Source organism: Streptomyces odontomachi, from assembly GCF_024435355.1.
Taxonomy (GTDB): domain Bacteria; phylum Actinomycetota; class Actinomycetes; order Streptomycetales; family Streptomycetaceae; genus Streptomyces; species Streptomyces odontomachi.
The window spans coordinates 104,623-129,164 of sequence record NZ_JAMJWG010000023.1; the positions used below are offsets into that span (position 1 = coordinate 104,623).

Sequence of the window (24,542 nt, forward strand, 5' to 3'; positions counted from 1 at the left end):
ACACATGCCACGTGCCGACCGACCTCGCGAAGGGATCCCGCATGAACACGGCTGCCAGACACTACGAGGACCTGCTCGCCGAGCACTACACCTGGATGCTCGGCGGGGACATCGCATCGCTGGTGGCGGCACAGGCCGAACTCCTCGACGGGTTGGGCCTGAGGGTCAGCGCGGACGACGGGGCGACCGCCGTCGACCTCGGCTGCGGTCCAGGACCGCAGAGCCTGGCCCTCGCCCGCCTGGGCTACACGTCGGTGACGGCGGTCGACGGCAGTGCCGTGCTTCTCGACGAACTCGTGGCGCACGCCGAGCAGTACGACGTCGCGCAGGCCGTCCGGCCCGTCCACCGGGACATCCGCGGTGTGCTGCCGCACTGCGCCGAGCCGGAGTCGGCGGCGGCCATCGTGTGCATGGGCGACACCCTGCCGCATCTGCCCGACCGGGTCGACGTGCAGGAACTGATCGCGGACTGTGCCACGGCGCTTCGCCCGGGCGGGAGTTTCGTCGCCACCTACCGCGACCTGACCGGGGAACTCCGCGGCACGGACCGTTTCCTGCCCGTCCGCAGCTCAGCCGACCGGATCCTCACCTGCTTCCTCGACTACCTCGACGAGGACACCGTCCTGGTCCACGATCTGCTGCACACCCGCCGTGCCGACACCTGGGACCTGAAGACCAGCAGTTATCCCAAACTCCGGCTGGCCCCGGAGTGGTTGGCCGACCAGTGCCGCGCCGCCGGCCTTGCCGTCCGACATGACGGAATCGGCCCCCGGGGCATGCGGATCCTGCACGCGGGCAAGCCCTGACCGCGCTCGCCACCCCGGGTCCGGATCCGGGACCCGGTGGGCTGCCGGTAGGGAACCGACGACACGCGGGGCCCGTCCGGTATGGCCGGGCCCCGCATGTCGTACGGCGGGTGCGTCGCGGTGGCCGCGGTGCGGCGGTCACCGCGACGCGGTGAGACGGTCACCGCGGTGGGGTGTTCAGCCGCAGTTGCCGCCGCACTGACAGGGCGATCCGGACTGGCAGCCGCAGCCACAGCCGGAGCCGCAGCCGCAGGCGCCGAGCAGTGGCAGGCGGTGCGCGGCTTCGGGCGCACGGTCTGCGATGGGTACGTCGGTGGTCGAGGGCGTCGGGGAATCTGTCATGGATCCTCCTCGAAGGCGCGGATGCCGCGAAGGCACGGATGCCTCAGAACCGGGACGTCCTGGGGCAGGGATGCCTGTGGGTGCATTGCATGCCCGCTTCCTTGGGCGCATCAAGGGCGCACGGGGGCTCGGCACCCGTTCCCGCAGGCGGACGGGTCCCGTCCGTACACCGCACCGTGCAGGGTGGCCAACCCGAGCGCACACACGACGACACACCCCCCGGCACGCGCCATGGGCGCACCACTCGGTGCGCACGCCCGAGCGCGCGCCGCCTTGCCCACTGCGTCACCGCACGCGTCGGCCCCGTGCTCCTGGGCTCGACTGCCGACGCGCGTAATTTGGCTGGTCCGAGCTCCTACGCGGCTGGTAGGAAACGGACATGACTACGCACGATCTCGACGCCATGGAGCGTCTCCTCGCGGAACGTGCCTGTGAGCGTGTCATCTTGGAGTTCATACGCCGGCTCGACCTGGGCGATCCGAGCACGGTCTGCGATCTCTTCACCCCGGACGGCGTCTGGGAGTGGCCGTACGACAAGCGGCGGATCGAAGGAAGGGAAGCCCTGCGCGCCTACTTCGGTTCTCGGCCGGCCGACCGCCTGTCCCGGCGGATGTGCACGAACATCCTGGTCACGGTCGACTCACCGAACACCGCCGCGGCAACCACCTACTTCGCCACCTACCGGGTCGACGGCCACACCGAGGGCGCGCCGATTCCACCCCGGCTACCGGCGAACATCGGCCACTACGAGGACACCTTCCGCAAGATCGACGGCACCTGGCAGATGGCGTCGCGGACCCTCGTCCTGCCCTTCGGCGGACCGACGGAACGAGTGGACGCCCCGAGCCGGCCCTGAGGGCCCCTCGACTAGGACTCCGCAGCCGTCACCCCCGCCTGGATCTCCGGCCGGACATCCGCCTGGAGCTCGTCGGCGTGCTCCCCGGTCACCAGGTACACCACCCGCTTGGCCACCGACACGGCGTGGTCGGCGAAGCGTTCGTAGTAGCGGCCCAGCAGGGTGACGTCGACGGCCGTTTCGATGCCGTGCTTCCAGCGGTCGTCCATCAGGTGCTGGAAGAGCGTGCGGTGCAGCAGGTCCATCGCGTCGTCGTCCTGCTCCAGCTGAAGGGCCAGGTCGACGTCCTTCGTGACGATGACCTCCGCGGCCTTCGCCATCAGCCGCTGCGCAAGCTGCCCCATCTCCAGGATCGTCGCGTGCAGGTCGTGTGGCACGGCGCGCTCGGGGAAGCGCAGCCGGGTCAGCTTGGCGACGTGCTGGGCCAGGTCGCCGGAGCGCTCCAGGTCGGCGCTCATCCGCAGCGACGTGACCACGATGCGCAGATCGGTGGCGACGGGCTGCTGGCGTGCCAGCAACGCGATCGCGCGGGCCTCCAGGTCGTGCTGGAGGTCGTCGACCTTGTCGTCCGCTCCGATCACGCTCTCCGCCAGCTTGAGATCGGCATCGAGGATGGCCGTCGTGGCGCGCCCGATCGCCGACCCCACCAGGCGCGCCATGTCGACCAGGGCATCGCCGATCGAGTCCAGTTCCTCGTGGTACGCGTCCCGCATGTGGCTCGCCTCTCTTGACTCGGTGTAACAGGATCCGGCCGCGCCGTCGCGACAAGCATGCGGCTGTGCGCCACATCACGCTGTGGCGCCGCACACACCCGCGGCGGCGCGGTGCGGCGGAAGGGGGCGTGTGCCCAGGGCCACCTGATGTGGCCGGGCACCGTTCCCCGGACCGATGGGGCCCGCGTGGGCCCACGCTTTCACGGTCGGCCGCATACCCGACGGTTTACGGCATCCCAAATGAATCGCCCACGACCTCAAGGTGAACTCTGGGCGACGACTGCCCGAGGGGGGTCCACGACGACTGGGGGGACCAGGAGCCGCCCGCATAATCTGGACACATGGACGTGAACGCGGCGGTCGCCGCAGCGACTGCGATCGCCGGACTGTGCACCGGCGTCTTCGCCACGCTCGCGTTCCGATGGAGCGAGCGTGACCAGAAAAGGCCTACGCGTACCTCCCTGCACACCGACCCGGTCCTGCCGCCGGGCGTGGACACGGTGCTCTCCGTGCTGCGGTCCTCCGCCGTCGTGCTGGACGAGTCCGACGGCGTGGTCAAGGCCAGCTCGGCCGCGTACGCCCTCGGCCTGGTGCGCGGCGGCAAGCTCGCCGTCGAACCGATGATGAAGATGGCCAGGGAGACCCGCAGGGACGGCGAGATACGGCAGGTCGAGCTGGATCTGCCGCGCCGTGGCACCGGCCGCGGCGAGGCCTTGGCGGTCTCCGCCCGGGTCGCCCCGCTCGGCTCGCGGCTGGTGCTGCTGCTGGTGGAGGACCTCACCGAGGCCCGCCGCATAGAGGCGGTGCGCCGCGACTTCGTGGCGAACGTCAGCCATGAGCTGAAGACCCCCGTCGGCGCGCTCTCGCTGCTCTCCGAGGCGGTCATGGACGCCGCCGACGACCCCGAGGCGGTGGAACGCTTCGCCGGCCGCATGCAACTGGAGGCGACCCGGCTCACCAGCCTCGTCCAGGAACTGATCGACCTCTCCCGGGTGCAGAACGACGACCCGCTGGAGGACGCAGAGCCGGTGCGCGTCGCGGAACTGGCCGCCGAGGCCATCGACCGCTGCCGTCACCAGGCCGGCACCAAGCAGATCACCATCGCCGCCCGGGGGACCGACGGGCTGCACGTCTGGGGCAACCGCGGCCAGCTCGCCGCCGCCCTCGGCAACCTCGTGGAGAACGCCGTCAACTACAGCGCCGCCCGTACCCGGGTCGGCATCGCCGCCCGGCGCGTGCCCGCGCGCGGTGGTCCCGGCGGCGGGGCCGCCCAGGCCGTCATCGAGATCGCCGTCACCGACCAGGGCATCGGGATCTCCGAGCGGGACAAGGAGCGCATCTTCGAGCGCTTCTACCGCGTGGACCCGGCCCGGTCGCGCGCCACCGGAGGAACCGGTCTCGGCCTCGCCATCGTCAAGCATGTGGCCGCCTCGCACGGCGGGGAGGTCACCGTATGGAGCTCGGAAGGCCAGGGCTCCACGTTCACGCTGCGGTTGCCGGAGGCGGGCGTCGCCCGTGATCGGGCGTCCCGCAGGCCCGGCCTCGACGGTTCCGAAGACGGCAACGACGCCGTACCCGGGACGCGGAGCGGGCAGTCCACCGAGTCGCCGCAGAGCGTCTCGACCTCGTATGAACCCTTTCCTGCCCGGGAGGTCCTTCCGTGACCCGAGTGCTCGTCGTCGAGGACGAGGAATCCTTCAGTGACGCCCTCTCCTACATGTTGCGCAAAGAGGGCTTCGAAGTAGCCATTTCCACCACAGGGCCCGACGGACTGGACGAGTTCGAGCGCAACGGCGCGGACCTCGTCCTGCTCGACCTGATGCTGCCCGGGCTGCCCGGCACCGAGGTCTGCCGTCAGCTGCGCAGTCGCTCCAACGTGCCGGTGATCATGGTCACCGCCAAGGACAGCGAGATCGACAAGGTGGTGGGCCTGGAGATAGGCGCCGACGACTACGTCACCAAGCCGTTCTCCTCCCGCGAGCTGGTCGCCCGGATCCGTGCGGTGCTGCGGCGCCGCGGTGAGCCCGAGGAGGTCACCCCCGCGGCCCTGGAGGCCGGCCCGGTCCGCATGGACGTCGACCGGCACGTGGTCACGGTCTCCGGATCCAAGGTCGACCTGCCGCTCAAGGAGTTCGACCTGCTGGAGATGCTGCTGCGCAACGCGGGCCGGGTGCTCACCCGCATGCAGCTCATCGACCGCGTCTGGGGCGCCGACTACGTCGGCGACACCAAGACCCTCGACGTCCACGTCAAGCGACTGCGCGCCAAGATCGAGCCGGACCCCGGGGCGCCCCGGTACCTGGTCACGGTGCGCGGGCTCGGGTACAAGTTCGAGCCGTGACGTGACGGCCCAGCCGGCCTGCGGCGGGCTGAGAGGGCTCAGCCGGCGCAGACAGACCCGCCCGGCCGGCTGCCGCGTACGCGACAGCCGGCCGGGCGGAGCTGTACGGCTCTGCGGGTCAGCGGCCGGTCTGCGGATCAGCGGCCGGCCGTGGCCGTCTCGCTGGACGACGGGGCGCCCGAGCCTGCCGTGCCCGAGCCGGTAGCGCCCGAGCCGGCAGCGCCGGAGGCGGAGCCCGACGGCGACCCGGACGGCGCGCCGGACGCGGTGGCGCCGCCGGTCGGTGTCGCGCTGCCGGTCGGGCTTCCGCTCGGCGTCGTGCTCGGGGTGGGGACGTTGCTGGGCCCGTACTTGCTGAAGTAGTTGCGCGCCGGTACCACGAAGCTCTTCACCTGCACGTCACCGGTCTTGCTGAAGGTGAACGTGAGCGGTTGGACGTTCCCGTCCGTGACCGCCTGCCGGCCGCTGGTCAGCACCGCGGAGGCGTTCCCCTTGCCGCCGAGCAGCACGGAGCCGCCGGCCGGGATCGTCAGGGGGCCCCTGCCCTTGGCGGGCTTGAGCTGGGCGGTGGCGCCGGTGCCCGAGAGCCTGATGGTCTGGAGGGTCTGGTCGGTGCGGCCGTTGTTGAACAGGGTCGCCGAGATGACGGCAGGGCCCTTCGCGTCCCGCTGCGGCTGGGTGATCACCGAGACGTTCTGGATCTTGATGACGCCCACGGCGGTGGCGGCGTTGTCCGGCTTGACTTCCAGCGTCTGGGCGTTGCTGCCGACGCCGCACCCGGCGACGGTGAGGATCGGGAGCGCGAGGACGGTGGCGGCGAGAGCGCCGCGTCGAAGGCTGCTGCTCACGGCGGCGGCAACTCCTTGAACTGGGCGTACAGAGGAGGGCGACTGAAAAGTCACCCCAGGGGGTCTCAGCGGGCCTAGGTTACCGAGCCGCCTCTGCGGGGCCGCACCCGACCCGCCTCTACGCCCTTCGGTCCCCGTTCGGGGCGCCCGAGCCCGGTGTGCATCGCGCGACCCGGGCGCGCCACGCCCGGAGATGAAGCGGAGTTTGGCCGGATGGCGCCGGCAGAGCATTGGCCCAAGTGTGACGCCGGGCAATGGTCAGGGACATCTCGGACGGCGGCGCGCGGTAGTGTTCGGCGGCTGTTCGCCGTGCGAGTTCGTCCGCCATTCACATAAGCATGAGCACGGGTGCAGGGTGGATTTTCGGTAAGGAATGCGGGCTGGCCCGGTTGAATTGATCAACCCTGCCCGTGATCAATTCTCGATTCGCTTCGCAGATGACGTCGATGGCCGAACGAAGTAGCGGAAGTCACCGCCCAGGAACCCGACAAAACGGGATGTTCCGCCGCTTGGATCAACCCGTCGGTGTGATCGGCGTGCCCGTTTCTTACTCCCAGTACAGCGGCTCCGACCTGCGAATTCCCGGTTGCGTGACCGTAGCCCAGCACGTCACCGACGCTGTTGTCAACCCCTGAGATATGCCCTGACCTGCGAAAACGCCATTCAGAAGACGCCGTTCTCGTGTTACCCTGGATAGCCACGGAAGGGGTACCTGTCACATGACGTTCAAGGTTGGCGACACCGTGGTCTATCCCCATCACGGGGCCGCGCTGATCGAGGCCATCGAAACTCGCCAGATCAAAGGCGTGGACAAGACCTACTTGGTGCTGAAGGTCGCCCAGGGCGACCTGACGGTGCGTGTGCCAGCGGACAATGCGGAGTTCGTCGGCGTGCGTGATGTGGTCGGTCAGGACGGGCTGGACCGGGTCTTCGAAGTTCTGCGTGCGCCGTACGCGGAGGAACCCACGAACTGGTCCCGTCGATACAAGGCAAATCTCGAGAAGCTCGCCTCGGGCGATGTCATCAAGGTCGCGGAAGTCGTGCGTGACCTGTGGCGTCGTGAGCGTGAGCGTGGACTCTCCGCAGGTGAGAAGCGGATGCTGGCCAAGGCCCGGCAGATCCTGGTCAGCGAGCTGGCCCTCGCGGAGAACACGAACGAGGACAAGGCCGAGGCCCTGCTCGACGAGGTTCTCGCGTCCTGACGGTATGCAGGCGTCCTGACGTGTGCAGTGCCGCAGTGCCCGACGACATGCCTGGGGAATGTCTCCCAGACTCATGAGCACTGCCCCGGGCTCTTCGCAGCTCCGGGGGAGGTCGCCGGGCGCTGCGGCATGTTCGAGCATGTTCGTGAACCTGAACCCTCACCGGTTTCCGCCTGCGCCCATGAAGGCGCTCCTGGCCTGGCCTCCTGCGCTCCCTGCCGGTCGCGCTTCGCGCCGGTCGTTCCACGGGACGCGGCAGACCGCTTCCAGGTCGCCCTTCCGCCGGGCAGGCGGGCAGGCCGCGCCTCGCGGCCTCCGACACGGATCCCCATGCTGCGGCACACGATGTGTGGAATGCCCTGAGTACCCGTCGATCACGCCTGTCAGGTCTGTCACGTCCGTCACATGCGAGCACACACGCGCACCCGTCACCACGTGCCAAGGGACGACGACTGGCGCGACGGCCGGTCCACAGGCTGGGACGGCCGGCCCGTGGCACGGCTGGGCCCGGCCGGCAGCCACGTCATCGGGGCTGGCCGGGAACGCAAAGCCTCGTCCGAGCGGTGCGGGCCGTCGGACGCACAGGTGCGCCTGCTCAGGCGTGAGGGACCGAGCAGGCTGTGCATGGTGTCGGTCGTGCCAGGCGCTGACCCTCCGGCACCGCCCGAGCCCGAAAGCGCCGGGTGCGCCGTACGGAACGCGTACGCCCTACGGGAAGCGCCCTCCCGACAGTGCCGCGGAACGCGCCTCCCAGATGTGTGCCGGGCCCGGGCAGCCGATCGACCGGTGTCACGGAAGGGTCCGGTCAAGACGTCGCGCCCGGCACTTACCCAAGCTCGACTTTCACGACCTCGGGGGTTACCCCCAAGGCCATACCCACTCCGCCCGAGCGTACAAACCTGAACGGAACCGATGACTGACGATTCCCGCCCGGTGCCGGGCGACGGCCGATCCACGGCCGCCGATTCCGCCACGCCCACCGGCACTCCGGACCCGCTCACCAGCACCTCCCCCACCGAGGCGCCGCCCGCCGGAGCCGGGGGATCCCGGCCGCCGCGGACCGCCGCTGTGATCCCCGCCGCAGGACGCGGGGTCCGCCTCGGCCCCGGCGCCCCGAAAGCGCTGCGGGCGCTCAGCGGCATCCCGATGCTGGTGCACGCCGTACGCGCGCTGGCCGCCTCCCGCGCCGTCACGCTGATCGTCGTGGTGGCCCCGCCGGATGGCGCCGCCGAGGTCAAGAGCCTGCTGGACGCGCACGCCCTGCCGGAGCGCACCGACGTACTCGTGGTGCCCGGCGGCGACACCCGGCAGGAGTCCGTCCGGCTCGGCCTCGACGGGCTGCCCCCGGACGTCGGCATCGTCCTCGTGCATGACGCGGCGCGCCCGCTGGTCCCCGTGGAGACGGTCGACGCGGTCATCGACGCCGTACGCGACGGAGCCCCCGCCGTGGTGCCCGCGCTGCCGCTCTCCGACACCGTCAAGGAGGTCGAGCCGCACGCTGCCGGCGAGCCGGAGCCCGTCGTGGCGACCCCCGACCGCTCCCGGCTGCGTGCCGTGCAGACCCCGCAGGGCTTCGATCGCGCCACCCTCCTGCGCGCCCACGAGACCGTCGCCGTCGTCGGTGACGGCGCCACCGACGACGCCGGCATGGTGGAGCGGCTCGGCGAGCCGGTGGTGCTCGTGCCCGGGCACGAGGAGGCGTTCAAGGTGACCCGCCCGCTCGACCTGGTGTTGGCCGAGGCGGTACTCGCACGGAGGAGGGCCAAGGATGGCTTCTGAGGCGGATGCGACGACGACGCCGGCGCGCGGGGGCGATACGGCCGGGCAGCACGCCGGCACGCACACGCGCCTCGCCGGGCTGCCGCTCGTGGGGATCGGTACCGATGTGCACGCCTTCGAGCAGGGCCGTGAGCTGTGGTGCGCGGGACTGCTGTGGGACGCGCGGGACAGTGACGGCTACGGGCTCGCCGGCCACTCCGACGGGGACGTGGCCGCGCACGCCGCCTGTGACGCGCTGTTCTCCGCCGCCGGCGTCGGGGACCTCGGTGCCCACTTCGGCACCGGGCGGCCCGAGTGGTCCGGCGCGTCCGGCGTGACCCTGCTGGCCGAGGCGGCCCGCATCGTGCGCGCCGCAGGATTCGAGATCGGCAACATCGCGGTCCAGGTCGTCGGCGTACGGCCCAAGATCGGCAAGCGTCGCGACGAGGCCCGGAAAGCGCTCAGCGCCGCCGCGGGCGCCCCGGTCGCCGTCTCCGGCACCACCTCGGACGGCCTCGGCCTCACCGGTCGCGGCGAAGGCCTGGCCGCGATCGCCACGGCCTTGGTGATCCCGATGCCGTCGGAACGCTGACGGCTCCCGGATCCCGATCGGGCCGCACGTCAGCGTCCGGACGTCCTGTACGCGTCCGGACGCCCGTACGCCGGCGGTTCCGGATCCAGGACCGGCGGCGGCTCCGGATCAGCGCCGGCGGCGGATCCGCAGCCGCCGGGCCGGGCCAGGGTCGTACGGGTCGTACGCCCGCTCTTCGACGCGCCGGCCCGTCCGGCGACACGTATCGGTCGGGCGCCGTCGCGCCGTGCCGCCGGCGAACCGCCGCGGCAATAGCGTTATAAATCGGGCATATCTCTTCTTTTTGCAGGTCCGAGGGTGTCTGTTGCTGGGTGCCGGTGCGTGCCGCCGCCATATGCCGTCCGGCGCAATGCCGTCGTGCCGGCACCGTCCGGATAATGCTGTGGCACAAGGGACTCGGGGCATTGCCTTGGGCCGACTACCCTGGAGTGGTGACTATTCGCCTGTACGACACCAGCGCCCGGCAGATCCGTGACTTCTCCCCGCTCGTGCCGGGCTGTGTCTCGATCTACCTGTGTGGCGCGACCGTACAGGCCGCCCCGCACATCGGGCACATCCGCTCGGGCCTGAACTTCGACATCATGCGGCGCTGGTTCGGCTACCGCGGTTACGACGTCACCTTCATCAGGAACGTCACCGACATCGATGACAAGATCATCAGGAAGTCGGCGGAGCAGAACCGCCCTTGGTGGTCCATCGGTTACGAGAACGAGCGTGCGTTCAACGCCGGTTACGAGATGCTGGGCTGCCTGCCGCCCTCGTACGAGCCCCGCGCCACCGGCCACATCACCGAGATGGTCGAGATGATGCAGACCCTCATCGCGCGCGGCCACGCCTACGAGGCCGACGGGAACGTCTACTTCGACGTCCGCTCGTTCGACGACTACCTCAGCCTGTCCAACCAGGACCTGGACGATCTGCGCCAGCCCTCGGGCGAGGGCGAGACCGGCAAGCGCGACCCGCGGGACTTCGCCCTGTGGAAGGCGGTCAAGCCGGGCGAGCCCAGCTGGGAGACGCCATGGGGCCGCGGTCGGCCCGGCTGGCACCTGGAGTGCTCGGCCATGGCCCACAGGTACCTGGGCCGTGCCTTCGACATCCACGGCGGCGGCATCGACCTCATCTTCCCCCACCACGAGAACGAGATCGCCCAGGCCAAGGCCTACGGCGACGAGTTCGCCCAGTACTGGGTGCACAACTCGTGGGTCACCATGAGGGGCGAGAAGATGTCGAAGTCGCTGGGGAACTCGGTGCTGATCTCCGAGATGGTCAAGCACTGGCGCCCCATCGTGCTGCGCTACTACCTCGGCACCCCGCACTACCGCTCGACCATCGAGTACAGCGAGGAGGCGCTGCGCGAGGCCGAGTCCGGCTTCGCGCGGATCGAGGGCTTCGTGCAGCGGGTCACCGAGAAGACCGGCGAGGTGATTCCCCCCGCCGACGAGGTCCCGCCGTCCTTCGCCGAGGCCATGGACGAGGACTTCAGCGTCCCGCAGGCCCTCGCCGTCGTGCACACCGCCGTCCGGCAGGGCAACAGCGCCCTGGCGGCCGACGACAAGGAAGCGGCAGTGGCCCGGTTCGCCGAGGTCAGGGCGATGCTCGGCGTCCTCGGCCTGGACCCGCTGGACCCGCACTGGTCGGAGGAGAACGACCGCGGCGAGGACCTGCACGGCGTCGTCGACACCCTCGTCCGGCTCGTGCTCCAGCAGCGCGAGGCGGCCCGTGCCCGCAAGGACTGGCCCACCGCGGACGCCATCCGCGACCAGCTCAACCAGTCCGGACTGATCATCGAGGACAGCCCGCAGGGCCCGCGCTGGGCCCTCGGCCCCCGCTGACCGCGCACCCGGGCCCGTCGCCGATCACCGACCGGCGACGGGCTCCGGCGTGCCGTCCCCGGCCGCACGGACCTGAAATCACCCGTACGCTCGTACCTGTGGACACCCCCTTGGGGGCGTCCCCCACAGGAGCCGAGCACCCCGCTCGGATCGGCCCGAGCATCGGGCCGCTCGAAACAGCCCGGGCGTCCGGCTCCAACCGACCGCACGATTCAGACAGACAGACAGACAGACAGGCAGGTCTCCACACTCATGGCCGCACACAACCGCCGCATGTCCGGCAAGAAGGGCGCGCAGGTCGGCAGCGGCGGGCAGCGGCGCCGTGGCCTTGAGGGCAAGGGCCCCACGCCGCCCGCCGAAATGCGCAAGGGACACGTCAAGAACCGCATCGCGAAGGCCAAGACCAAGCAGACGACAACCCGCCCCCGGCAGGCGCGCGGTGCCAGGTCGAGCAGCGAATACGTGGTGGGTCGCAACCCCGTCGTCGAGGCGCTGCGCGAGGGAGTGCCGGCGTCGACGCTCTACGTCCAGCAGTTCATCGACAACGACGACCGGGTGCGCGAGGCGCTCAAGCTCGCCTCCGAGCGCACCGGGCTGCACCTCATGGAGGCCCCCCGGGCCGAGCTGGACCGGATGACCGGTGGCATCAACCACCAGGGCCTGGTCCTCCAGATCCCGCCGTACGACTACGCGCACCCCGAGGACCTCGCCGCCGCCGCGGTCGACGAGGGCGAGGACCCGCTCATCGTGGCCCTCGACGGTGTCACCGACCCGCGCAACCTGGGCGCCGTCATCCGTTCCGTCACCGCCTTCGGCGGCCACGGCGTCGTCGTGCCCGAGCGGCGTGCCGCCGGTATGACCGCGGGCGCGTGGAAGACCTCCGCGGGCACCGCCGCGCGTACGCCGGTGGCGCGCGCCACCAACCTCACGCGGGCGCTCACGGAGTACAAGAAGGCGGGCCTCATGGTGGTCGGCCTCGCGGCGGACGGCGACGTCGACGTCGACGAACTCGATGTGCTGGACGGCCCCGTCGTCATCGTCGTCGGCAGCGAGGGCAAGGGGCTCTCCCGTCTCGTCGGCGAGACCTGTGACGTGCTGGCCCGGGTCCCCATGCCGGGCGGCGCCGAGTCCCTGAACGCCGGGGTGGCCACCGGGATCGTGCTGTACGAGGCGGCTCGGCGCCGGAAGTGAGGCAGCGGGCGGCGCGTTCGGCGGCGCGCGCGCCACGGGTGCGCGGCTCGTGAGCGTGGTGCCGCCGGTAGCCGTGGTACGGCGGGGCGTGCCCCGGGGAGTGGCGCCGGGGGAGTGTCTTCTGGACACGTCACTCGGTTAGATGAGCGTGGACACCAGAACACCCCGCACGCCCACGGGGGACCGATCGTCCGGACCCGACGAAGCCACCGCGCTGAGCATGGTGAAGGTGCCGAGCGACCCGGCGCAGATCACCGCCAACCACGCCGTCTTCCGCGTGCAGTTCCGCACCCCACCACAGGCCAGGTCACCGCGGGTCGCGCGGTACGTCACCGCCGCACGGGCGTGGGACGCGCCCCCGACGGCCGGGGACGTGCGCCGGGTACGCGGCGCCGGTCCGGCCGCGGCCGTCGACGGTGCGGCCGTGCTGGCCGGCGGGGGTGGCGCGGGCAGGGCATCGGGTGCTCTTGTCGCACGCCGGCGCGCCCCCGTCGTCTGGAGCGGGAAGTCCGCACCCGGCGACCCGGGCGCCACCGGGCTCCTCCAGGCCGTACGGTCCACCGGCCTGACACCGGCCGACGCCCCGCACGGCCCGTCCCGGGGCCGCGATGGTGCGCGCTCCGGCGCCGCCCCCCAGGACGCGGGTGCCACCCAGCTCCTCCCGCCCACCGTCGACGACGCCGACGCGACCGTCGCGATCCCCGTGGTCGGCGCCCCACGCGGCCCCGTCGACCCGGGCACCCGCTCCTTCACGCGCCCCGGCCGCGGCGCACGACGCGGTACTGACCCGTACGACGGCACCGGTGACGAGGACGGATGGGACGGCGCCGGCAGGGCCGGCCGTGACCCGTATGACACGGACCCGACGGACCCGACGGACCCGACGGACCCGTACGACTACGCCGAGGGCCGGTACGACAAGGCCGGCCGTGACTCGTACGACGTGCAGGGCCGTGACCGGGACGGCGGCTCCGGACGGCGCGACGGAACCGGCACGCTCGACCCCTACGCAACCGAGGCCGCCACCGCCACCGATGTCGATGCCGCGGACTACGCCGACCACGGCGAGTACGCCGAGTACGACGACCAAGGCGAGTACGGCGAGTACGACGCCGCCGACGACGACATGGCGGCCCAGCGGCGCGGTACGGCCGTCGGGCGCCGGCGTGGTGCCGAGGCCGTCCGGCACGCGTACTACCCGGGCCGGCGGATGAACCTCGGCCTCGTCCTGCTCCCCCTGCGGCTCTTCCTCGGCCTGCTCTCCGCGTACGCCGGCATGAGCAAGCTCTGCGACCCCGCGTACTTCGACGGTGGCGCGCGCGGCTCGCTGGCCAGGTCGCTGCGGGGGATGCACCCGTGGGCGCTCGCCGAACCGTTGCGCGACGCGGCACTCCAGCACCCGGTCGGCGCCGGGCTCACCTTGGCGTTCCTCCAGGTCATCGTCGGTGTGCTCACCGTGTTCGGACTCTGGCAGCGGTTGGCGGCCTCGGTCGGAGCGCTGCTGGCCGCCGCGCTCGTCATCACCGTCAGCTGGCAGCGGGTCCCCGGTTACGACGCGCCCGACATCATCTACCTCGCCGCCTGGTCCCCGCTGGTCATCGCGGGTGCGCCGGTGTACTCCGTCGACGGCAGGTTGATCTCCGAGGCCTGGCGCACCCTCGGGCCGCGTGCCGAACTGTGGGAGCTGCGCCGCCGGGTGCTGCGCCGTGGTGCCCTGGTCGCCGCCCTCGTCACCGGGGTCACGTTCCTGCTCGGCGCGCTGCTCGGCGGTGCCGTACGGGACGCCGACCGGGTCCGCGTGCCCGGACCCGGCGACGTTCCGCGCAACGTCCTGCCCGGCTCCCCGCTCCCCGGCTCGCCGAGCGCTGACGAGTCGCGCAGCCAGGACCCGGCCGCGTCCGGTGAGCGGGGCCGTGACGCGTCCACCGACCCGTCCGAGTCGGCGACGGCCGGAGCGGATCCGGCACGGGACACCGCGGGTTCGCAGGGCCCGAGCCAGACGCAGGGCATGGGGATGGGTGGTACCCGTACCCAGCCGCAGCGTCCGCAGACCCCGGCGACCAGCGCGGGACCGTCGTCGTCCGGGGGCGCGGGTTCGGCGTCCACGTCAGGCACCACCTCAGGCACGACGAACCGCTCCGGCGGCGGTTCGGGGAGCCTGGTGGGCGGGTTGCTGGGGTGACGGTGCCGGCCGGGGCGGGCGGGGTGCGCGAGCGCTCGGTCCGCCCCGGGTGGCGGCCCTGGCGTACGCCGGGCGCCCGGGCGTCACCGTCGTGATGCGGCCAGTTCCTCCGCCGCCTGGGTCAGGTCCTTGGCGGTGTCGATCGCCCGCCAGTACGCGCCCTGCGGGATCGGGAAGCCGGCCAGCCGCTTGGCGCGGGCGAGCCCGGGGAACGTGGTGCGCTCGTGGTCACCGCGATCCGGCAGCGCAGCGGCGAACTCGGCCGCGAAGACGTACACCCCCGCGTTGATCAGGTACGGCGACGGGGGCGCCTCGATGAAGTCCGTGATGTGACCGAACGCGTCGGTCTCCACGGCACCCCACGGAATGCGCGGCCTGGCCAGCGCAAGCGTCGCCGTGGCGGCACGTTCGGTGTGGAAGGCGGCCATCTCGCGCAGCGAGAAACGGGTCCAGATGTCGCCGTTGGTGGCGTACCAGGGCCGGTCCGGGTGGGGCAGGTGGGCCGCCGCGTACTTCAGCCCACCGCCGCGGCCGAGCGGTTCGCGCTCGACCACCGTGGTGACCCGCAGCGGCAGTTCGGCCTTGGCCAGCCAGTCCTGGAGCACCTCGGCGAGATGACCGCAGGAGACCACCGCGTCCGTGACGCCCTCGTCGGCGAGCCAGGACAGCTGATGGCCGATGATCGGCATCCCGGTGCCCGGGATCTCGACCATCGGCTTGGGGCGGTCATCGGTATAGGGGCGCAGCCGCGATCCCTGACCGCCTGCCAGGACGACGGCCTGGGTGGGCGGTGGGGTGGCACTCGGATCGGTCATGACCGAACTGTACGGAAGGCTGCGGGGCGCACGGTCGGGAGACGACCGTGAGCCGGTGTGGCGCGGACGCCCGGCGGGCGCCCGGCGCACGGCTCCGGAGGTCGGCTCCGGAGGACGGTCAGCCGCGCTGCGTGGCCACTCCGGTCGCGAAGGACGTGTCGCAGACCGGGCGGGCGTACGACTGGGCGCGGGCACGGCCGTACACCTGCACGGCGGCCTGGCCGAGGGCACGGGCGAGGGCCGCGCAGTGCCGGGCGAGCGACGGCTTGCGGTCCACCTCGCGCTGGAGGTGGGTGAGGGCCACGCCCGGGTTCTTCCGCCGGACGTCGAGCAGGAGTTGGTCGCGCAGGGCGTCCTGCGGGGTGCGCGCCGCGGTGCGTGCGGAGACGCTCTCGGAAGAGGCGGTCAGCACCGAGTCGGATGCGGTGCCGGACCAGCTGACGCGGGTGACCGCGAGGGTCCCGGACAGCACCAGGACAACGGGCAGGACGAGGGCGAGGGTGCGGCCGATCCGGTGCGCGGGGCCGCGCCGCGGCAGCGGCTTGTCGAAGTGCGTCACGCGAGCGAGCGTAGCGGTCAGTGATGATTTGGCGACATTTCGTCACCCTCCAGAGGGATCGGCGGCCACGAAATATTCGGAGGCTGTTGACGTGCATGGGATGAATTGACCGTTACGTCACTTATTCAACGCATCTGGTGCGGGGTGAGCCTCTGCGGTCACCGGGGTCACTGGGGTCACCGAGGTCACCGGGGTCACCGAGGTCCACGATCAGCTTGGCCAACCGGCCGTCACGGACCCGGACGACCGGGGCGCGGTCGACCGGTCGACACAGACGAGGGAGCCCCCCGCTTGCAGCGAGAGGCTCCCTGACGTGCGTGTCGTCTGGCGCGTGCAGACGCGTGCTGCCGTGCTCAGCCGGGCTGACGCGTGCTGCCGTGCTCAGTCGCTGAGGCGCTCGCCCGTCGACGTCGAGAAGACGTGGGTCTCACCCGGGCGCGGCACGACGTGCAGCTTGCTGCCCTTCTCCGGAACCTGGCGGCCGTTGACGCGGACGACCAGGTCCTTGGTCTCGCCGCCGACCTTCGCGGCACCGTAGACGTAGCCGTCGGCGCCGAGCTCCTCGACCACGTTCACGCTGACTTCGAGACCCGCCGGGGCGGACTCGGTGTCCTTGGAGAGGGTCTTCGCGGCCTCGCCGTCGAGCTCGACGACGTCGAAGTGCTCGGGCCGGACGCCGACCGTGACGGTGGTGTCGCCCTTGTCCGCGGCGGCCTTGAGGGCGTCACGGTTGACCGGCACCACGGAGTTGCCGAACTTCACGCCGCCGTCGGTGATCGGGACCTCGACCAGGTTCATGGCCGGGGAGCCGATGAAGCCGGCGACGAAGAGGTTGGCGGGCTTGTCGTACATGGCGCGCGGCGAGTCGACCTGCTGGAGCAGACCGTCCTTGAGGACGGCCACCCGGTCGCCCATCGTCATGGCCTCGACCTGGTCGTGGGTGACGTAGACGGTGGTGATGCCGAGGCGGCGCTGGAGGGAGGCGATCTGCGTACGCGTCGAGACACGGAGCTTGGCGTCCAGGTTGGACAGCGGCTCGTCCATGAGGAACACCTGCGGTTCACGCACGATGGCCCGGCCCATCGCGACACGCTGCCGCTGACCACCGGAGAGCGCCTTCGGCTTGCGGCCCAGGTACTCGGTGAGGTCCAGGATCTTCGCGGCGTCCTCGACCTTCTTGCGGATCTCCGCCTTCGGCACGCCGGCGATCTTGAGGGCGAAGCCCATGTTGTCGGCGACGGTCATGTGCGGGTACAGCGCGTAGTTCTGGAACACCATGGCGATGTCCCGGTCCTTCGGCGGCAGGTGCGTGACGTCGCGGTCACCGATGCGGATGACACCGGAGTTCACGTCTTCCAGACCCGCGAGCATGCGCAGGGAGGTGGACTTTCCACAGCCGGACGGGCCGACCAGAACGAGGAACTCGCCGTCCTCGATCTCGATGTCGAGACCGTCGACGGCGGGCTTGTCGCCACCCGGGTAGATCCGGGTCGCTTTGTCGAACGAGACAGTTGCCATGGCTGATGTACCCCTTCACCGGCAGGAACGTGCCGGACGATCCGAGTAAAGGAAGCGCGGGCCGAACGCGGAGGCACTCCGTCGTGGCCACGCAGATGACACAGTCTCTGCGGTCACCAGGGGGGCGACCACAGGGTCCGTCCGTGCGCAGTGGTGTAGTCCACCAGTGCGAACGTGAACCGGACGTTACCTCCTGGTCATGCCTTCTGTCAGCACTTTGCACCCCGTGAACTTCGCCGAAATTTTCGACCGGCGCACCCCGTGACCTGGGTACACTGCACGCGTCGCCTCCTTAGCTCAGCTGGCCAGAGCAACGCACTTGTAATGCGTAGGTCGTCGGTTCGACTCCGACAGGAGGCTCTGGAAAAGGCCAGGTCGGATGTCTTCTGACCTGGCCTTTCGGGTGCGTGTCTCAGTTCGGGGTGGGTTCTTCGGCCGCTGCGGCGTCGGTGACTTCGACGGTCGTGGTGATCCGTGCGACGGCGGGCTTCCGGGGCGTCGAGCCGAACCCGAAACGCACGGCGGGCGCGACGGGTGCCATGGTGCCCAGGTCGGCGCCGTCGAAGGAGGCCGAGACCGCGACGATCGGACGCAGATCCCGTGCGCCGTACCACTGGCGGCGACGGATTTCGCCCGGGCGTGCGCCCCGGTTCTGGTGGGTCTGTGCGCCGACCGTGCCGCGGGTCCGTACGCCGGTCAGCAGGAGGCGGGCGGGTAGGGCCGTCAGCGTGGCCCAGGCGGGGCGGGCGGCGAGCGTGCCGGGTACGGCATGCAGGAGGTGTCCCAGGGGTCCTCGGCGTCCGGTGGTGAGGCGGAGGCGTAGCGGGCCGGCGGTGACGGTCCAGGTGTTCTTCTCGATGTGCGCGTCGACGGGCACGACGCGCACCGTGTCGAAGGCGTAGGCGGAGCCGACGAAGTCGGCCGTCTGGGGGGTGGGCGCCAGCAGTAGCCGTTGCCCGTCCGCGCGCTCCAGCATGACGTCGGTGAACGTCCCGAACGGTGAACGGTCCCAGCGGCCCAGCACGATGCGGGTACCGGAGGAGGTTCCGGTGCCGGCGATCCACCCGTCGAAGCGCAGGCGCACATGGTCTGGTGCTGCCACGGGGGACGGGTCTCCGTGCACGGGAGGCGGAAACATCCCTGCCGGCTGCCGGCTGTGGCGCCCGGTCGGGGGTGGGGAGCAGGGACGCGGGAAAGCAGGAAACCCCGGCTGGACGGGGGAGAACCAGCCGGGGTCGTTGAGCGTGACCTACGGAAGGGCGGTCGCCTCTCGGCGAAAGGCTCCATGGGGCTTCAGCCGAACGATCTTCCCCATGGGCTATAGGTGAGGCCCGGGGACACTGTCCCCTTCCGCGGTCACACTGGGGTCAACGGAGTACCGCCTTGCGTTGTTCCGGGTGATTCTCAATCTTTTCTGTGATCTGCGGCATATCGGCTCGGGGTCACCGGCGGCGGCCGAGCGGCCGTCGCGGTGCCGGTCGTGGCGGTGCCGGTCGTGGCGGTGCCGGTCGTCGCGTCAGCGGCCCGACCGGGCGTACCAGCGGCCGTCGTGACGGGCGATCTGGATCGGGCGTCCGAAGCAGGACGTCATGTTGTCGGGCGTGAGCACGCGGTCGGCCGGTCCGGAGGCCAGTTCCCTGCCTTCCTTGAGCAGGAAGGTGTGCGTGGTGCTGGGCGGCAGTTCCTCCACGTGGTGGGTGACCGTGAGGGTGACGAGGTCGGGCCGGTCGGCCGCCAGGCGGTGCAGTGCGTCCACGAGGTCTTCGCGGGACGGCAGGTCGAGGGCGTTGAACGGCTCGTCGAGCAGGAGCAGCGCCGGGTCGGCCATCAGGGCGCGGCTGATGAGGATCCGGGCGCGCTGACCGCCCGAGCAGTCGCCGAACCGGCGGTCGGCGAGCTCCTTGCACCCCAGTTCGGCGAGGAGGGCGTGGGCGTGCTCGCGGGTCGCGTCGTCGTACTTCCGCCACAACGGCTGCACGGTGCCGGTCGCTCCGGTGAGGACGACGGTGTGGACGGCGGCGTCCAGCGGGACCTTCTGGGCGGCGGACACCAGGCCGATCCGTGCCCGCAGTTCGCGCATGTCGACGCGGCCGAGTCGGTTGCCGAGGACCTCGACGGTGCCGGAGGTGGGGTACATGGTGGCGCCGATGAGGCGGAGCAGGGTGGTCTTGCCCGCTCCGTTGGTGCCGAGCAACGCCCAGTGCTCGCCGGCCCGGACGGTCCAGTCGATGCCGTCGAGGATGATCTCCTGCCCGCTGGTGCGACGGTGCACCGCCACGCCCTTCAGGGCGACGACGGCGTGCGGTTCACGGGCTTCGGCGGCCTGGGCTGGGATCATTTCGCCAGCGTAGTGCCGGGTCGGTCGACGTCTCCGGGGGGTTTCGTTCGTCTTGTCCTGGGGGCGTGCGTCTTCTCCTGGGGGCGTGCGTTTCCTCCCGGAGGGCGTGCGTCTCACCGGGCGCGGGTGAGGCGCACCGCGATGCTCTCCGGGTAGCGCAGCTCCAGTTCGTTCTGCGACTTCCGGGTGATGGTCTCGGGCACGCCGTTCGGGCAGCCGATGCCACGCGGTGTCGTGGCGTCGAGTTCCAGGGGGCTCATGGTGATGGTGTCCTTGTTGACCGACACCAGCTCCGCGCTGCCGTTGCAGCGCCAGTCGATCGACCACCCGGTGTACGTGCCGACCTTCGTCCCCACGGCACCCTGCTTGATGGTCAGGGTGCCCTGGATCTCGGACTTCCAGGTACCGAGGAACGCGGCGGGGACGGGTTCGCTGCTGTCGGCCGTCACGGGCCTCAGATCGGCCGTCGTCTCGCCCATCGACCAACTGACCCTGTCGTCCGACGACGTGAGGGTGCTCGACCGTGTCAGGTCGCACGCACCTTTGGCCGCCGACTCGGGAACGGCCTTGACCACCTTGAAGGAGGCGAACTTCATCGTGTGCCGACTCTTCGACCCCAGCGTCGACTCCACCTTGCAGTAGGTGTCCTTGCCGAGGTACAGGAAGTCGGCCGCCTTCTCGCCGGGCCTGGCGTTCCCGTCGACGTCGATCCGCAGGTACTCGTGCTCGTCCGAGATCGAGCTGTCCGTGCGCTGGACGAGCCCTTCCCAGGCGCCGCCGAAGCTGTCCGCCGGCTGGCCCCCGGAGCCGCCGCCGTCCCTGTCGCCGGGGCGTGTGCTTGCGCCCGCCTGCTGATCGTCGCCCGACTTCCGCTCGGAGAGCTGGTTGACCACGACGACGGTGGCTGCCGTGACGACGATGACCGCCGCCGCTGCGAGCCATGCGGCGCGGGAACGGGGACGGGACTGCTGGGTCAGGCCCTGGCCCGCCACCGCCCGCCCCGGTCCGCGACCGGACCCCCGGCCCGCCCCGTTGCCTGATCTGCGGCCGCCCGGTCCCTGGGCCGGTCCCTCGCCGGGTTCGGGTCCGTGCGGCGCGTTCTGGTTCTGCGGCGGTGCGATCTGGACGGTCAGGGGGTGCGGGGGCGTGTGCGCGGGGGCGTCCGCGTCGAGGAGTCGGGCCGCGTGCCGGCCGAGTTGGGCGAGCAGCGGGCCGGGCAGCCAGGGGTGCCCGTTCTCGATGTCCGCGTCGGAGGTCCACGCCAGCAGGTGCTCCGGCGTGGGCCGTTGGGCCGGGTCCTTCGTCAGGCAGACCCGCACCAGGTCGACGACCCCCGTCGGGACGCCGTCGAGGTCCGGCTCCGCCTCGGCGATCCGGAACATGAGGGCGTGCACGCCGCTGTCCGCCGTGCCGAACGGCATCTGCCCGGTTGCCGCGTACGCCAGGACGGAACCGAGGCAGAACACGTCGGATGCCGGTGTGAGCCGGTGCCCGCGCACCTGCTCGGGCGACATGAATCCCGGTGAGCCGATGACGGCCCCGGTGTGGGTCCTGACCCCGTCGGCCACGCTGTCCAGGGCCCGTGCGATGCCGAAGTCGATGACGCGCGGCCCGTCGATGGTGAGCAGGACGTTCGACGGCTTCAGGTCGCGGTGGACGAGAGCGGCGCCGTGAATCGCCTGCAAGGCGTGGGCGAGACCGTTCGCCAGGGCACGCACCGAGTACGCGGGCAGCGGACCGTGCTCCTTGGTGACCACGCTGTGCAGGTCCGGGCCGGCCACATAGCCGGTGGCGACCCACGGGGTGGCCGCGTCGGTGTCGGCGTCCAGGAAAGGCGCCGTCCATCTGTCGCCGACCCGCCGCGCGGCAGCCACCTCACTCGCGAACCGGGCGCGGAACTCGGGATCTTGGGCAAGCTCGGCCTGCACCACCTTCACGGCGACCGTACGCCCGCCCTCAGAGCGCGCGAGATACACGCGGCCCATGCCACCCGTACCGAGGTGCGCAAGCAGTCGATAGGGGCCTATGCGGGGCGGATCTTCACTTGCCAACGCGTCCACCGTGTCAACACTAGACCAGGCGACGGAACGGGGCCGTGGGCACGGGGGCGGGCGCAGCAGGGCCGACCCCCCGCCGGTTCGAGGACAACCCCCCGGCCGAATCGGGGGATTTCCCCATGGCTGCGTCGCCGGCGGAGCACGTAGCGTCGCACCTCGTAGGGGCCATGAAGAACCTGGTCGGAGACTCTCCGACGCTCCACGGGTCCTGGTCAGAGACCCGCCCGAGAGACCCGCCCAAGAGACCCATTCAAGACACCCATTCAAGAGACCCACCTATGGGGGACATCGGATGTACACACGCATGCGCGTACTGGGGGCCGCGCTGGCCCTGGCCATCGGTATCGCTTCGTACGGCGCTCTGGTCGAGCCGCGCGCCTCAGCCGCGGCCACGGGCGAGGCCGTGGTCCAGCCGGTGCTGGACCGGTTGACCAGCGACGACGGCGCGCCCGGCGCTCTCGCCGAGGTGCGGAACGGAACCGGTGCCACCGTGCTGACCAGCGGCGTCGCCGACCTGGGCACGGATGCGCCGATGCGCGGCGACAGCAGCTTCCGCATCGGCAGCATGACCAAGCCGTTCACGGCGACGGTCGTGCTGCAACTCGTCGGCGAGCACCGCATCGCGCTCGACGCACCGGTCGAGCGCTACCTGCCCGGCGTCGTGCGCGGGAGCGGCAACGACGGCCGGCACATCACCGTACGCGACCTTCTCCAGCACACCAGCCGGCTGCCCGACTACCTGACGTACTACACGCCGCAGGACGCCCTGGCCGACCGGTACGCCCATCACGACCCCGTCGACCTGCTCCGGATCGCGCTGGCGCACCCGCCGGTGACACCGACGACGGACAGCGGCTGGAGCTACTCCAACACCAACTACCTGCTGGCCGCGATGCTGATCGAGAAGGTCACCGGCCATTCCTACGGCACGGAGGTCCGGCAGCGCATCCTGACGCCGCTCGGCCTGCACGAGACGTCTGCGCCCGGTGACGCGACCGGCATACCGGGGCCGCACCCGCGTGGCTATGTGCGGCCGGCCGCCGACGCCGACCCGATCGACGTGACCGAGTTCAACCCGTCGGTCGCCTTCGGCGGCGGCAACATGATCTCCAGCGCCTCTGACATGTCGCGGTTCTTCGACGCGCTCCTGCACGGTCGGCTGCTGCGTCCGGCGGAGCTGGCCGAGATGCAGCACGTGGTGTCGACCGGGCACGAGGACGGCAGCGCGTACGGTCTGGGCCTCCAGCGGTGGTCCCTGCCCTGCGGTGGCGTCTTCTGGGGGCACATGGGCGACATCTTCGGCTTCCAGACGATGAGCGGCAGCACGACGGACGGCCGCCAGGCCACGGTCATGGCGAACCTCGACCCGGGCGGCACGGACGCCCAGGACGCCGACGTGAAGGCGGCGGTGACGACGGCCCTGTGCGCCTAGCCGCCCCCGACCGGTCAGGAGCCGGCCGGGTCTGGTCGGGCGTCGGCGGACGGCGACTCCTCGGCGAAGACCTCCAGGGCGATCTGGTACGTCTCGAAGGCCCGGGCCGCTCCCGCGTAGACCGACAGGTGGATGAAGAGGTCGACCACTTCGTCCTTGGTCACGCCGCTGTTGAGCGCGATGCGCAGCTGCCCGCGCAGCGGCTCGAAGGCCCCGAGCGTCGCGGCGATGGCGACCGAGACCAGCGCACGGTCGTGCTGCGAGAGGGCGGTGCGCGTCCACGAGTCACCGAAGGTGTGGGCGACGGCGATCTTGCGGAAGTCGGCTCCTGAGGGCGGCTCACCCGGGCGCTGGGGGAGTTCCAGCCGCTGTCCGAGGAGTTTCTCGGTGGCCTTCAGACCACGCTCGTAGGCGTCGTCGATACCCATGTCCTCACCTGTCCTCGCCTGTCCTCCCCCGTGTCCGAGCCCCACGATGGGGTGGGTACCACCCTTCGGTCGGCCGGCAGGCCTTCCCCGGACCTCATGGGGCCGTCCGGGGGATCGGCTGCGCCCGATCGCCGCCTGCGGCACGTCACGTGCGGAGGAAATCCCCGGAGGCCGACCTGGTGTACTCCGGCCTCCATGCCTCGCAGTATCCGGTGTCGTCGGCGAACGGCAGCGCCATGGCCCGTACCGCCCGGCACGGCCATTCTTCGGCGGAGTGGAGCGAGTGGGGCGGGATCCGGGAGCAGCTGGTGCAGCCGGTGAACCGCAACGCGCGTTGCTCCGCGCGGCCGCCGGCCGTCTCGATGTAAGGAGCCGGCATCGTCCTGGGCTCATGGGCGACGAGGCGCTCGAAGCCGGCCTCGTCAAGCCGCATCAGGAGGAAGCCGAGCAATTCTTCGATCCACGGTGCGTGACGGGCCATCGGTCGATGATCCGATCTTCTCCGCCCTGCGACAACGGCCAGGCCGTGTTCGGCCGGACCGCGCCGAAAATCACCGCGCGGGTCGGCCCCGCCTTGCTACGGTCACCGGCATGAAGCGCGCTGCTGAGACGACGACGCCGGAGAGTGTCCCGGCGCGCTGACCGATGTCTTCAGTCCAAGCCCCGGGGCGGGTGCCCCGGGGCTTCGCCTTGCGGTCACTTCCCCCGGACCCTGACGTCCGCAAGGAGACC

The 24,542-nt window shown here is 71.1% G+C and carries 21 protein-coding genes and 1 tRNA gene; 12 read left to right on the forward strand and 10 right to left on the reverse strand.

What is annotated here, in order from left to right:
- Window positions 1-41: 41 nt before the first annotated feature.
- Window positions 42-806, forward strand: a complete 765-nt coding sequence (locus NQO67_RS35160; RefSeq protein ID WP_255954489.1) for a class I SAM-dependent methyltransferase — start codon at window positions 42-44, stop codon at window positions 804-806.
- 721 nt (window positions 807-1,527) lie between these two features.
- Entirely contained in the window at window positions 1,528-2,004 is a 477-nt protein-coding gene (locus tag NQO67_RS35165) for a nuclear transport factor 2 family protein (RefSeq protein ID WP_255954490.1), read from the forward strand.
- A gap of 11 nt (window positions 2,005-2,015) precedes the next feature.
- On the opposite strand, the gene phoU is transcribed toward NQO67_RS35165, so the two are convergent.
- The gene (gene phoU / locus NQO67_RS35170; RefSeq protein WP_255954491.1) at window positions 2,016-2,717 is read right to left on the reverse strand and encodes a phosphate signaling complex protein PhoU; all 702 of its coding nucleotides are present in this window, start codon (window positions 2,715-2,717) and stop codon (window positions 2,016-2,018) included.
- Window positions 2,718-3,058: 341 nt separating this feature from the next.
- On the opposite strand from phoU, the gene phoR reads away from it, so the two are divergent.
- Together phoR and phoP are read left to right on the forward strand one after the other, a co-directional pair.
- Window positions 3,059-4,381 carry a two-component system sensor histidine kinase PhoR gene (gene phoR, locus NQO67_RS35175; protein WP_255954492.1) on the forward strand — a complete coding sequence of 441 codons (1,323 nt, stop codon included), beginning with the start codon at window positions 3,059-3,061 and terminating at the stop codon, window positions 4,379-4,381.
- Window positions 4,378-5,058 carry a two-component system response regulator PhoP gene (phoP, locus tag NQO67_RS35180; RefSeq protein ID WP_255954493.1) on the forward strand — a complete coding sequence of 227 codons (681 nt, stop codon included), beginning with the start codon at window positions 4,378-4,380 and terminating at the stop codon, window positions 5,056-5,058. Before phoR ends, phoP begins: the two co-directional genes overlap by 4 nt.
- 137 nt (window positions 5,059-5,195) lie before the next feature.
- Here the strand turns inward: phoP and NQO67_RS35185 are convergent, their stop codons facing one another.
- A complete protein-coding gene (locus tag NQO67_RS35185) occupies window positions 5,196-5,906 on the reverse strand; it encodes a copper chaperone PCu(A)C domain-containing protein (protein ID WP_255954494.1) in 711 nt (236 codons plus the stop codon).
- Between the two features lie 719 nt (window positions 5,907-6,625).
- Between NQO67_RS35185 and NQO67_RS35190 the strand changes: the two genes are divergently transcribed.
- The 6 genes from NQO67_RS35190 to NQO67_RS35215 all read left to right on the forward strand — a co-directional run bounded on the left by NQO67_RS35190 (window position 6,626) and on the right by NQO67_RS35215 (window position 14,663).
- Entirely contained in the window at window positions 6,626-7,108 is a 483-nt protein-coding gene (locus NQO67_RS35190; RefSeq protein WP_003953493.1) for a CarD family transcriptional regulator, read from the forward strand.
- A 912-nt stretch (window positions 7,109-8,020) separates the two neighbouring features.
- Complete coding sequence (ispD, locus tag NQO67_RS35195) at window positions 8,021-8,887, forward strand: 2-C-methyl-D-erythritol 4-phosphate cytidylyltransferase (protein WP_255954495.1); 867 nt, start codon at window positions 8,021-8,023, stop codon at window positions 8,885-8,887.
- Window positions 8,877-9,458 carry a 2-C-methyl-D-erythritol 2,4-cyclodiphosphate synthase gene (ispF, locus tag NQO67_RS35200; protein WP_305126645.1) on the forward strand — a complete coding sequence of 194 codons (582 nt, stop codon included), beginning with the start codon at window positions 8,877-8,879 and terminating at the stop codon, window positions 9,456-9,458. The genes ispD and ispF overlap by 11 nt, the downstream gene beginning before the upstream one ends.
- Window positions 9,459-9,889: 431 nt before the next feature.
- On the forward strand, window positions 9,890-11,290 hold the full coding sequence (gene cysS / locus NQO67_RS35205; RefSeq protein WP_255954496.1) for a cysteine--tRNA ligase: 1,401 nt from the start codon (window positions 9,890-9,892) through the stop codon (window positions 11,288-11,290).
- A gap of 252 nt (window positions 11,291-11,542) precedes the next feature.
- Complete coding sequence (gene rlmB / locus NQO67_RS35210) at window positions 11,543-12,481, forward strand: 23S rRNA (guanosine(2251)-2'-O)-methyltransferase RlmB (protein ID WP_255954497.1); 939 nt, start codon at window positions 11,543-11,545, stop codon at window positions 12,479-12,481.
- A gap of 142 nt (window positions 12,482-12,623) precedes the next feature.
- A complete protein-coding gene (locus NQO67_RS35215; protein WP_255954498.1) occupies window positions 12,624-14,663 on the forward strand; it encodes a DoxX family protein in 2,040 nt (679 codons plus the stop codon).
- An 83-nt stretch (window positions 14,664-14,746) separates the two neighbouring features.
- On the opposite strand, the gene NQO67_RS35220 is transcribed toward NQO67_RS35215, so the two are convergent.
- From NQO67_RS35220 to NQO67_RS35230, 3 genes are all read right to left on the reverse strand, one after another.
- Entirely contained in the window at window positions 14,747-15,478 is a 732-nt protein-coding gene (locus tag NQO67_RS35220; RefSeq protein WP_255954499.1) for a nucleotidyltransferase family protein, read from the reverse strand.
- A gap of 118 nt (window positions 15,479-15,596) precedes the next feature.
- Window positions 15,597-16,037, reverse strand: coding sequence for a hypothetical protein (locus tag NQO67_RS35225; RefSeq protein ID WP_255954500.1), 441 nt, complete (start codon window positions 16,035-16,037; stop codon window positions 15,597-15,599).
- Window positions 16,038-16,418: 381 nt separating this feature from the next.
- Window positions 16,419-17,555 carry an ABC transporter ATP-binding protein gene (locus tag NQO67_RS35230; protein ID WP_255954501.1) on the reverse strand — a complete coding sequence of 379 codons (1,137 nt, stop codon included), beginning with the start codon at window positions 17,553-17,555 and terminating at the stop codon, window positions 16,419-16,421.
- Between the two features lie 286 nt (window positions 17,556-17,841).
- Here NQO67_RS35230 and NQO67_RS35235 point away from each other — a divergent pair.
- Window positions 17,842-17,915 (forward strand) — tRNA-Thr (locus tag NQO67_RS35235).
- A 52-nt stretch (window positions 17,916-17,967) separates the two neighbouring features.
- Here the strand turns inward: NQO67_RS35235 and NQO67_RS35240 are convergent.
- From NQO67_RS35240 to NQO67_RS35250, 3 genes are all read right to left on the reverse strand, one after another.
- The gene (locus NQO67_RS35240) at window positions 17,968-18,693 is read right to left on the reverse strand and encodes a hypothetical protein (protein ID WP_255954502.1); all 726 of its coding nucleotides are present in this window, start codon (window positions 18,691-18,693) and stop codon (window positions 17,968-17,970) included.
- Window positions 18,694-19,071: 378 nt separating this feature from the next.
- Entirely contained in the window at window positions 19,072-19,893 is an 822-nt protein-coding gene (locus NQO67_RS35245) for an ABC transporter ATP-binding protein (protein WP_255954503.1), read from the reverse strand.
- A 113-nt stretch (window positions 19,894-20,006) separates the two neighbouring features.
- Window positions 20,007-21,953 (reverse strand): serine/threonine-protein kinase, encoded by a 1,947-nt coding sequence (locus tag NQO67_RS35250; protein ID WP_255954504.1) that lies wholly within the window; start codon window positions 21,951-21,953, stop codon window positions 20,007-20,009.
- A gap of 301 nt (window positions 21,954-22,254) precedes the next feature.
- On the opposite strand from NQO67_RS35250, the gene NQO67_RS35255 reads away from it, so the two are divergent.
- Window positions 22,255-23,382 (forward strand): serine hydrolase domain-containing protein, encoded by a 1,128-nt coding sequence (locus tag NQO67_RS35255; RefSeq protein ID WP_255954505.1) that lies wholly within the window; start codon window positions 22,255-22,257, stop codon window positions 23,380-23,382.
- 14 nt (window positions 23,383-23,396) lie between these two features.
- On the opposite strand, the gene NQO67_RS35260 is transcribed toward NQO67_RS35255, so the two are convergent.
- Both NQO67_RS35260 and NQO67_RS35265 read right to left on the reverse strand, forming a co-directional pair.
- Entirely contained in the window at window positions 23,397-23,810 is a 414-nt protein-coding gene (locus NQO67_RS35260; protein WP_255954506.1) for a carboxymuconolactone decarboxylase family protein, read from the reverse strand.
- A 145-nt stretch (window positions 23,811-23,955) separates the two neighbouring features.
- The gene (locus tag NQO67_RS35265) at window positions 23,956-24,291 is read right to left on the reverse strand and encodes a hypothetical protein (protein WP_255954507.1); all 336 of its coding nucleotides are present in this window, start codon (window positions 24,289-24,291) and stop codon (window positions 23,956-23,958) included.
- Window positions 24,292-24,542: the final 251 nt, after the last annotated feature.

Excerpts from the sequence above, each read along its gene's own strand:
- NQO67_RS35160 (WP_255954489.1), top strand. The coding sequence starts at position 42 with ATGAACACGGCTGCCAGACACTACGAGGACCTGCTCGCCGAGCACTAC.
- NQO67_RS35165 (WP_255954490.1), top strand. The coding sequence starts at position 1,528 with ATGACTACGCACGATCTCGACGCCATGGAGCGTCTCCTCGCGGAACGT.
- phoU (WP_255954491.1), bottom strand. The coding sequence starts at position 2,717 with ATGCGGGACGCGTACCACGAGGAACTGGACTCGATCGGCGATGCCCTG.
- phoR (WP_255954492.1), top strand. The coding sequence starts at position 3,059 with ATGGACGTGAACGCGGCGGTCGCCGCAGCGACTGCGATCGCCGGACTG.
- NQO67_RS35190 (WP_003953493.1), top strand. The coding sequence starts at position 6,626 with ATGACGTTCAAGGTTGGCGACACCGTGGTCTATCCCCATCACGGGGCC.
- ispD (WP_255954495.1), top strand. The coding sequence starts at position 8,021 with ATGACTGACGATTCCCGCCCGGTGCCGGGCGACGGCCGATCCACGGCC.
- ispF (WP_305126645.1), top strand. The coding sequence starts at position 8,877 with ATGGCTTCTGAGGCGGATGCGACGACGACGCCGGCGCGCGGGGGCGAT.
- rlmB (WP_255954497.1), top strand. The coding sequence starts at position 11,543 with ATGGCCGCACACAACCGCCGCATGTCCGGCAAGAAGGGCGCGCAGGTC.
- NQO67_RS35215 (WP_255954498.1), top strand. The coding sequence starts at position 12,624 with ATGAGCGTGGACACCAGAACACCCCGCACGCCCACGGGGGACCGATCG.
- NQO67_RS35220 (WP_255954499.1), bottom strand. The coding sequence starts at position 15,478 with ATGACCGATCCGAGTGCCACCCCACCGCCCACCCAGGCCGTCGTCCTG.
- NQO67_RS35230 (WP_255954501.1), bottom strand. The coding sequence starts at position 17,555 with ATGGCAACTGTCTCGTTCGACAAAGCGACCCGGATCTACCCGGGTGGC.
- NQO67_RS35240 (WP_255954502.1), bottom strand. The coding sequence starts at position 18,693 with ATGTTTCCGCCTCCCGTGCACGGAGACCCGTCCCCCGTGGCAGCACCA.
- NQO67_RS35245 (WP_255954503.1), bottom strand. The coding sequence starts at position 19,893 with ATGATCCCAGCCCAGGCCGCCGAAGCCCGTGAACCGCACGCCGTCGTC.
- NQO67_RS35255 (WP_255954505.1), top strand. The coding sequence starts at position 22,255 with ATGCGCGTACTGGGGGCCGCGCTGGCCCTGGCCATCGGTATCGCTTCG.
- NQO67_RS35260 (WP_255954506.1), bottom strand. The coding sequence starts at position 23,810 with ATGGGTATCGACGACGCCTACGAGCGTGGTCTGAAGGCCACCGAGAAA.
- NQO67_RS35265 (WP_255954507.1), bottom strand. The coding sequence starts at position 24,291 with ATGGCCCGTCACGCACCGTGGATCGAAGAATTGCTCGGCTTCCTCCTG.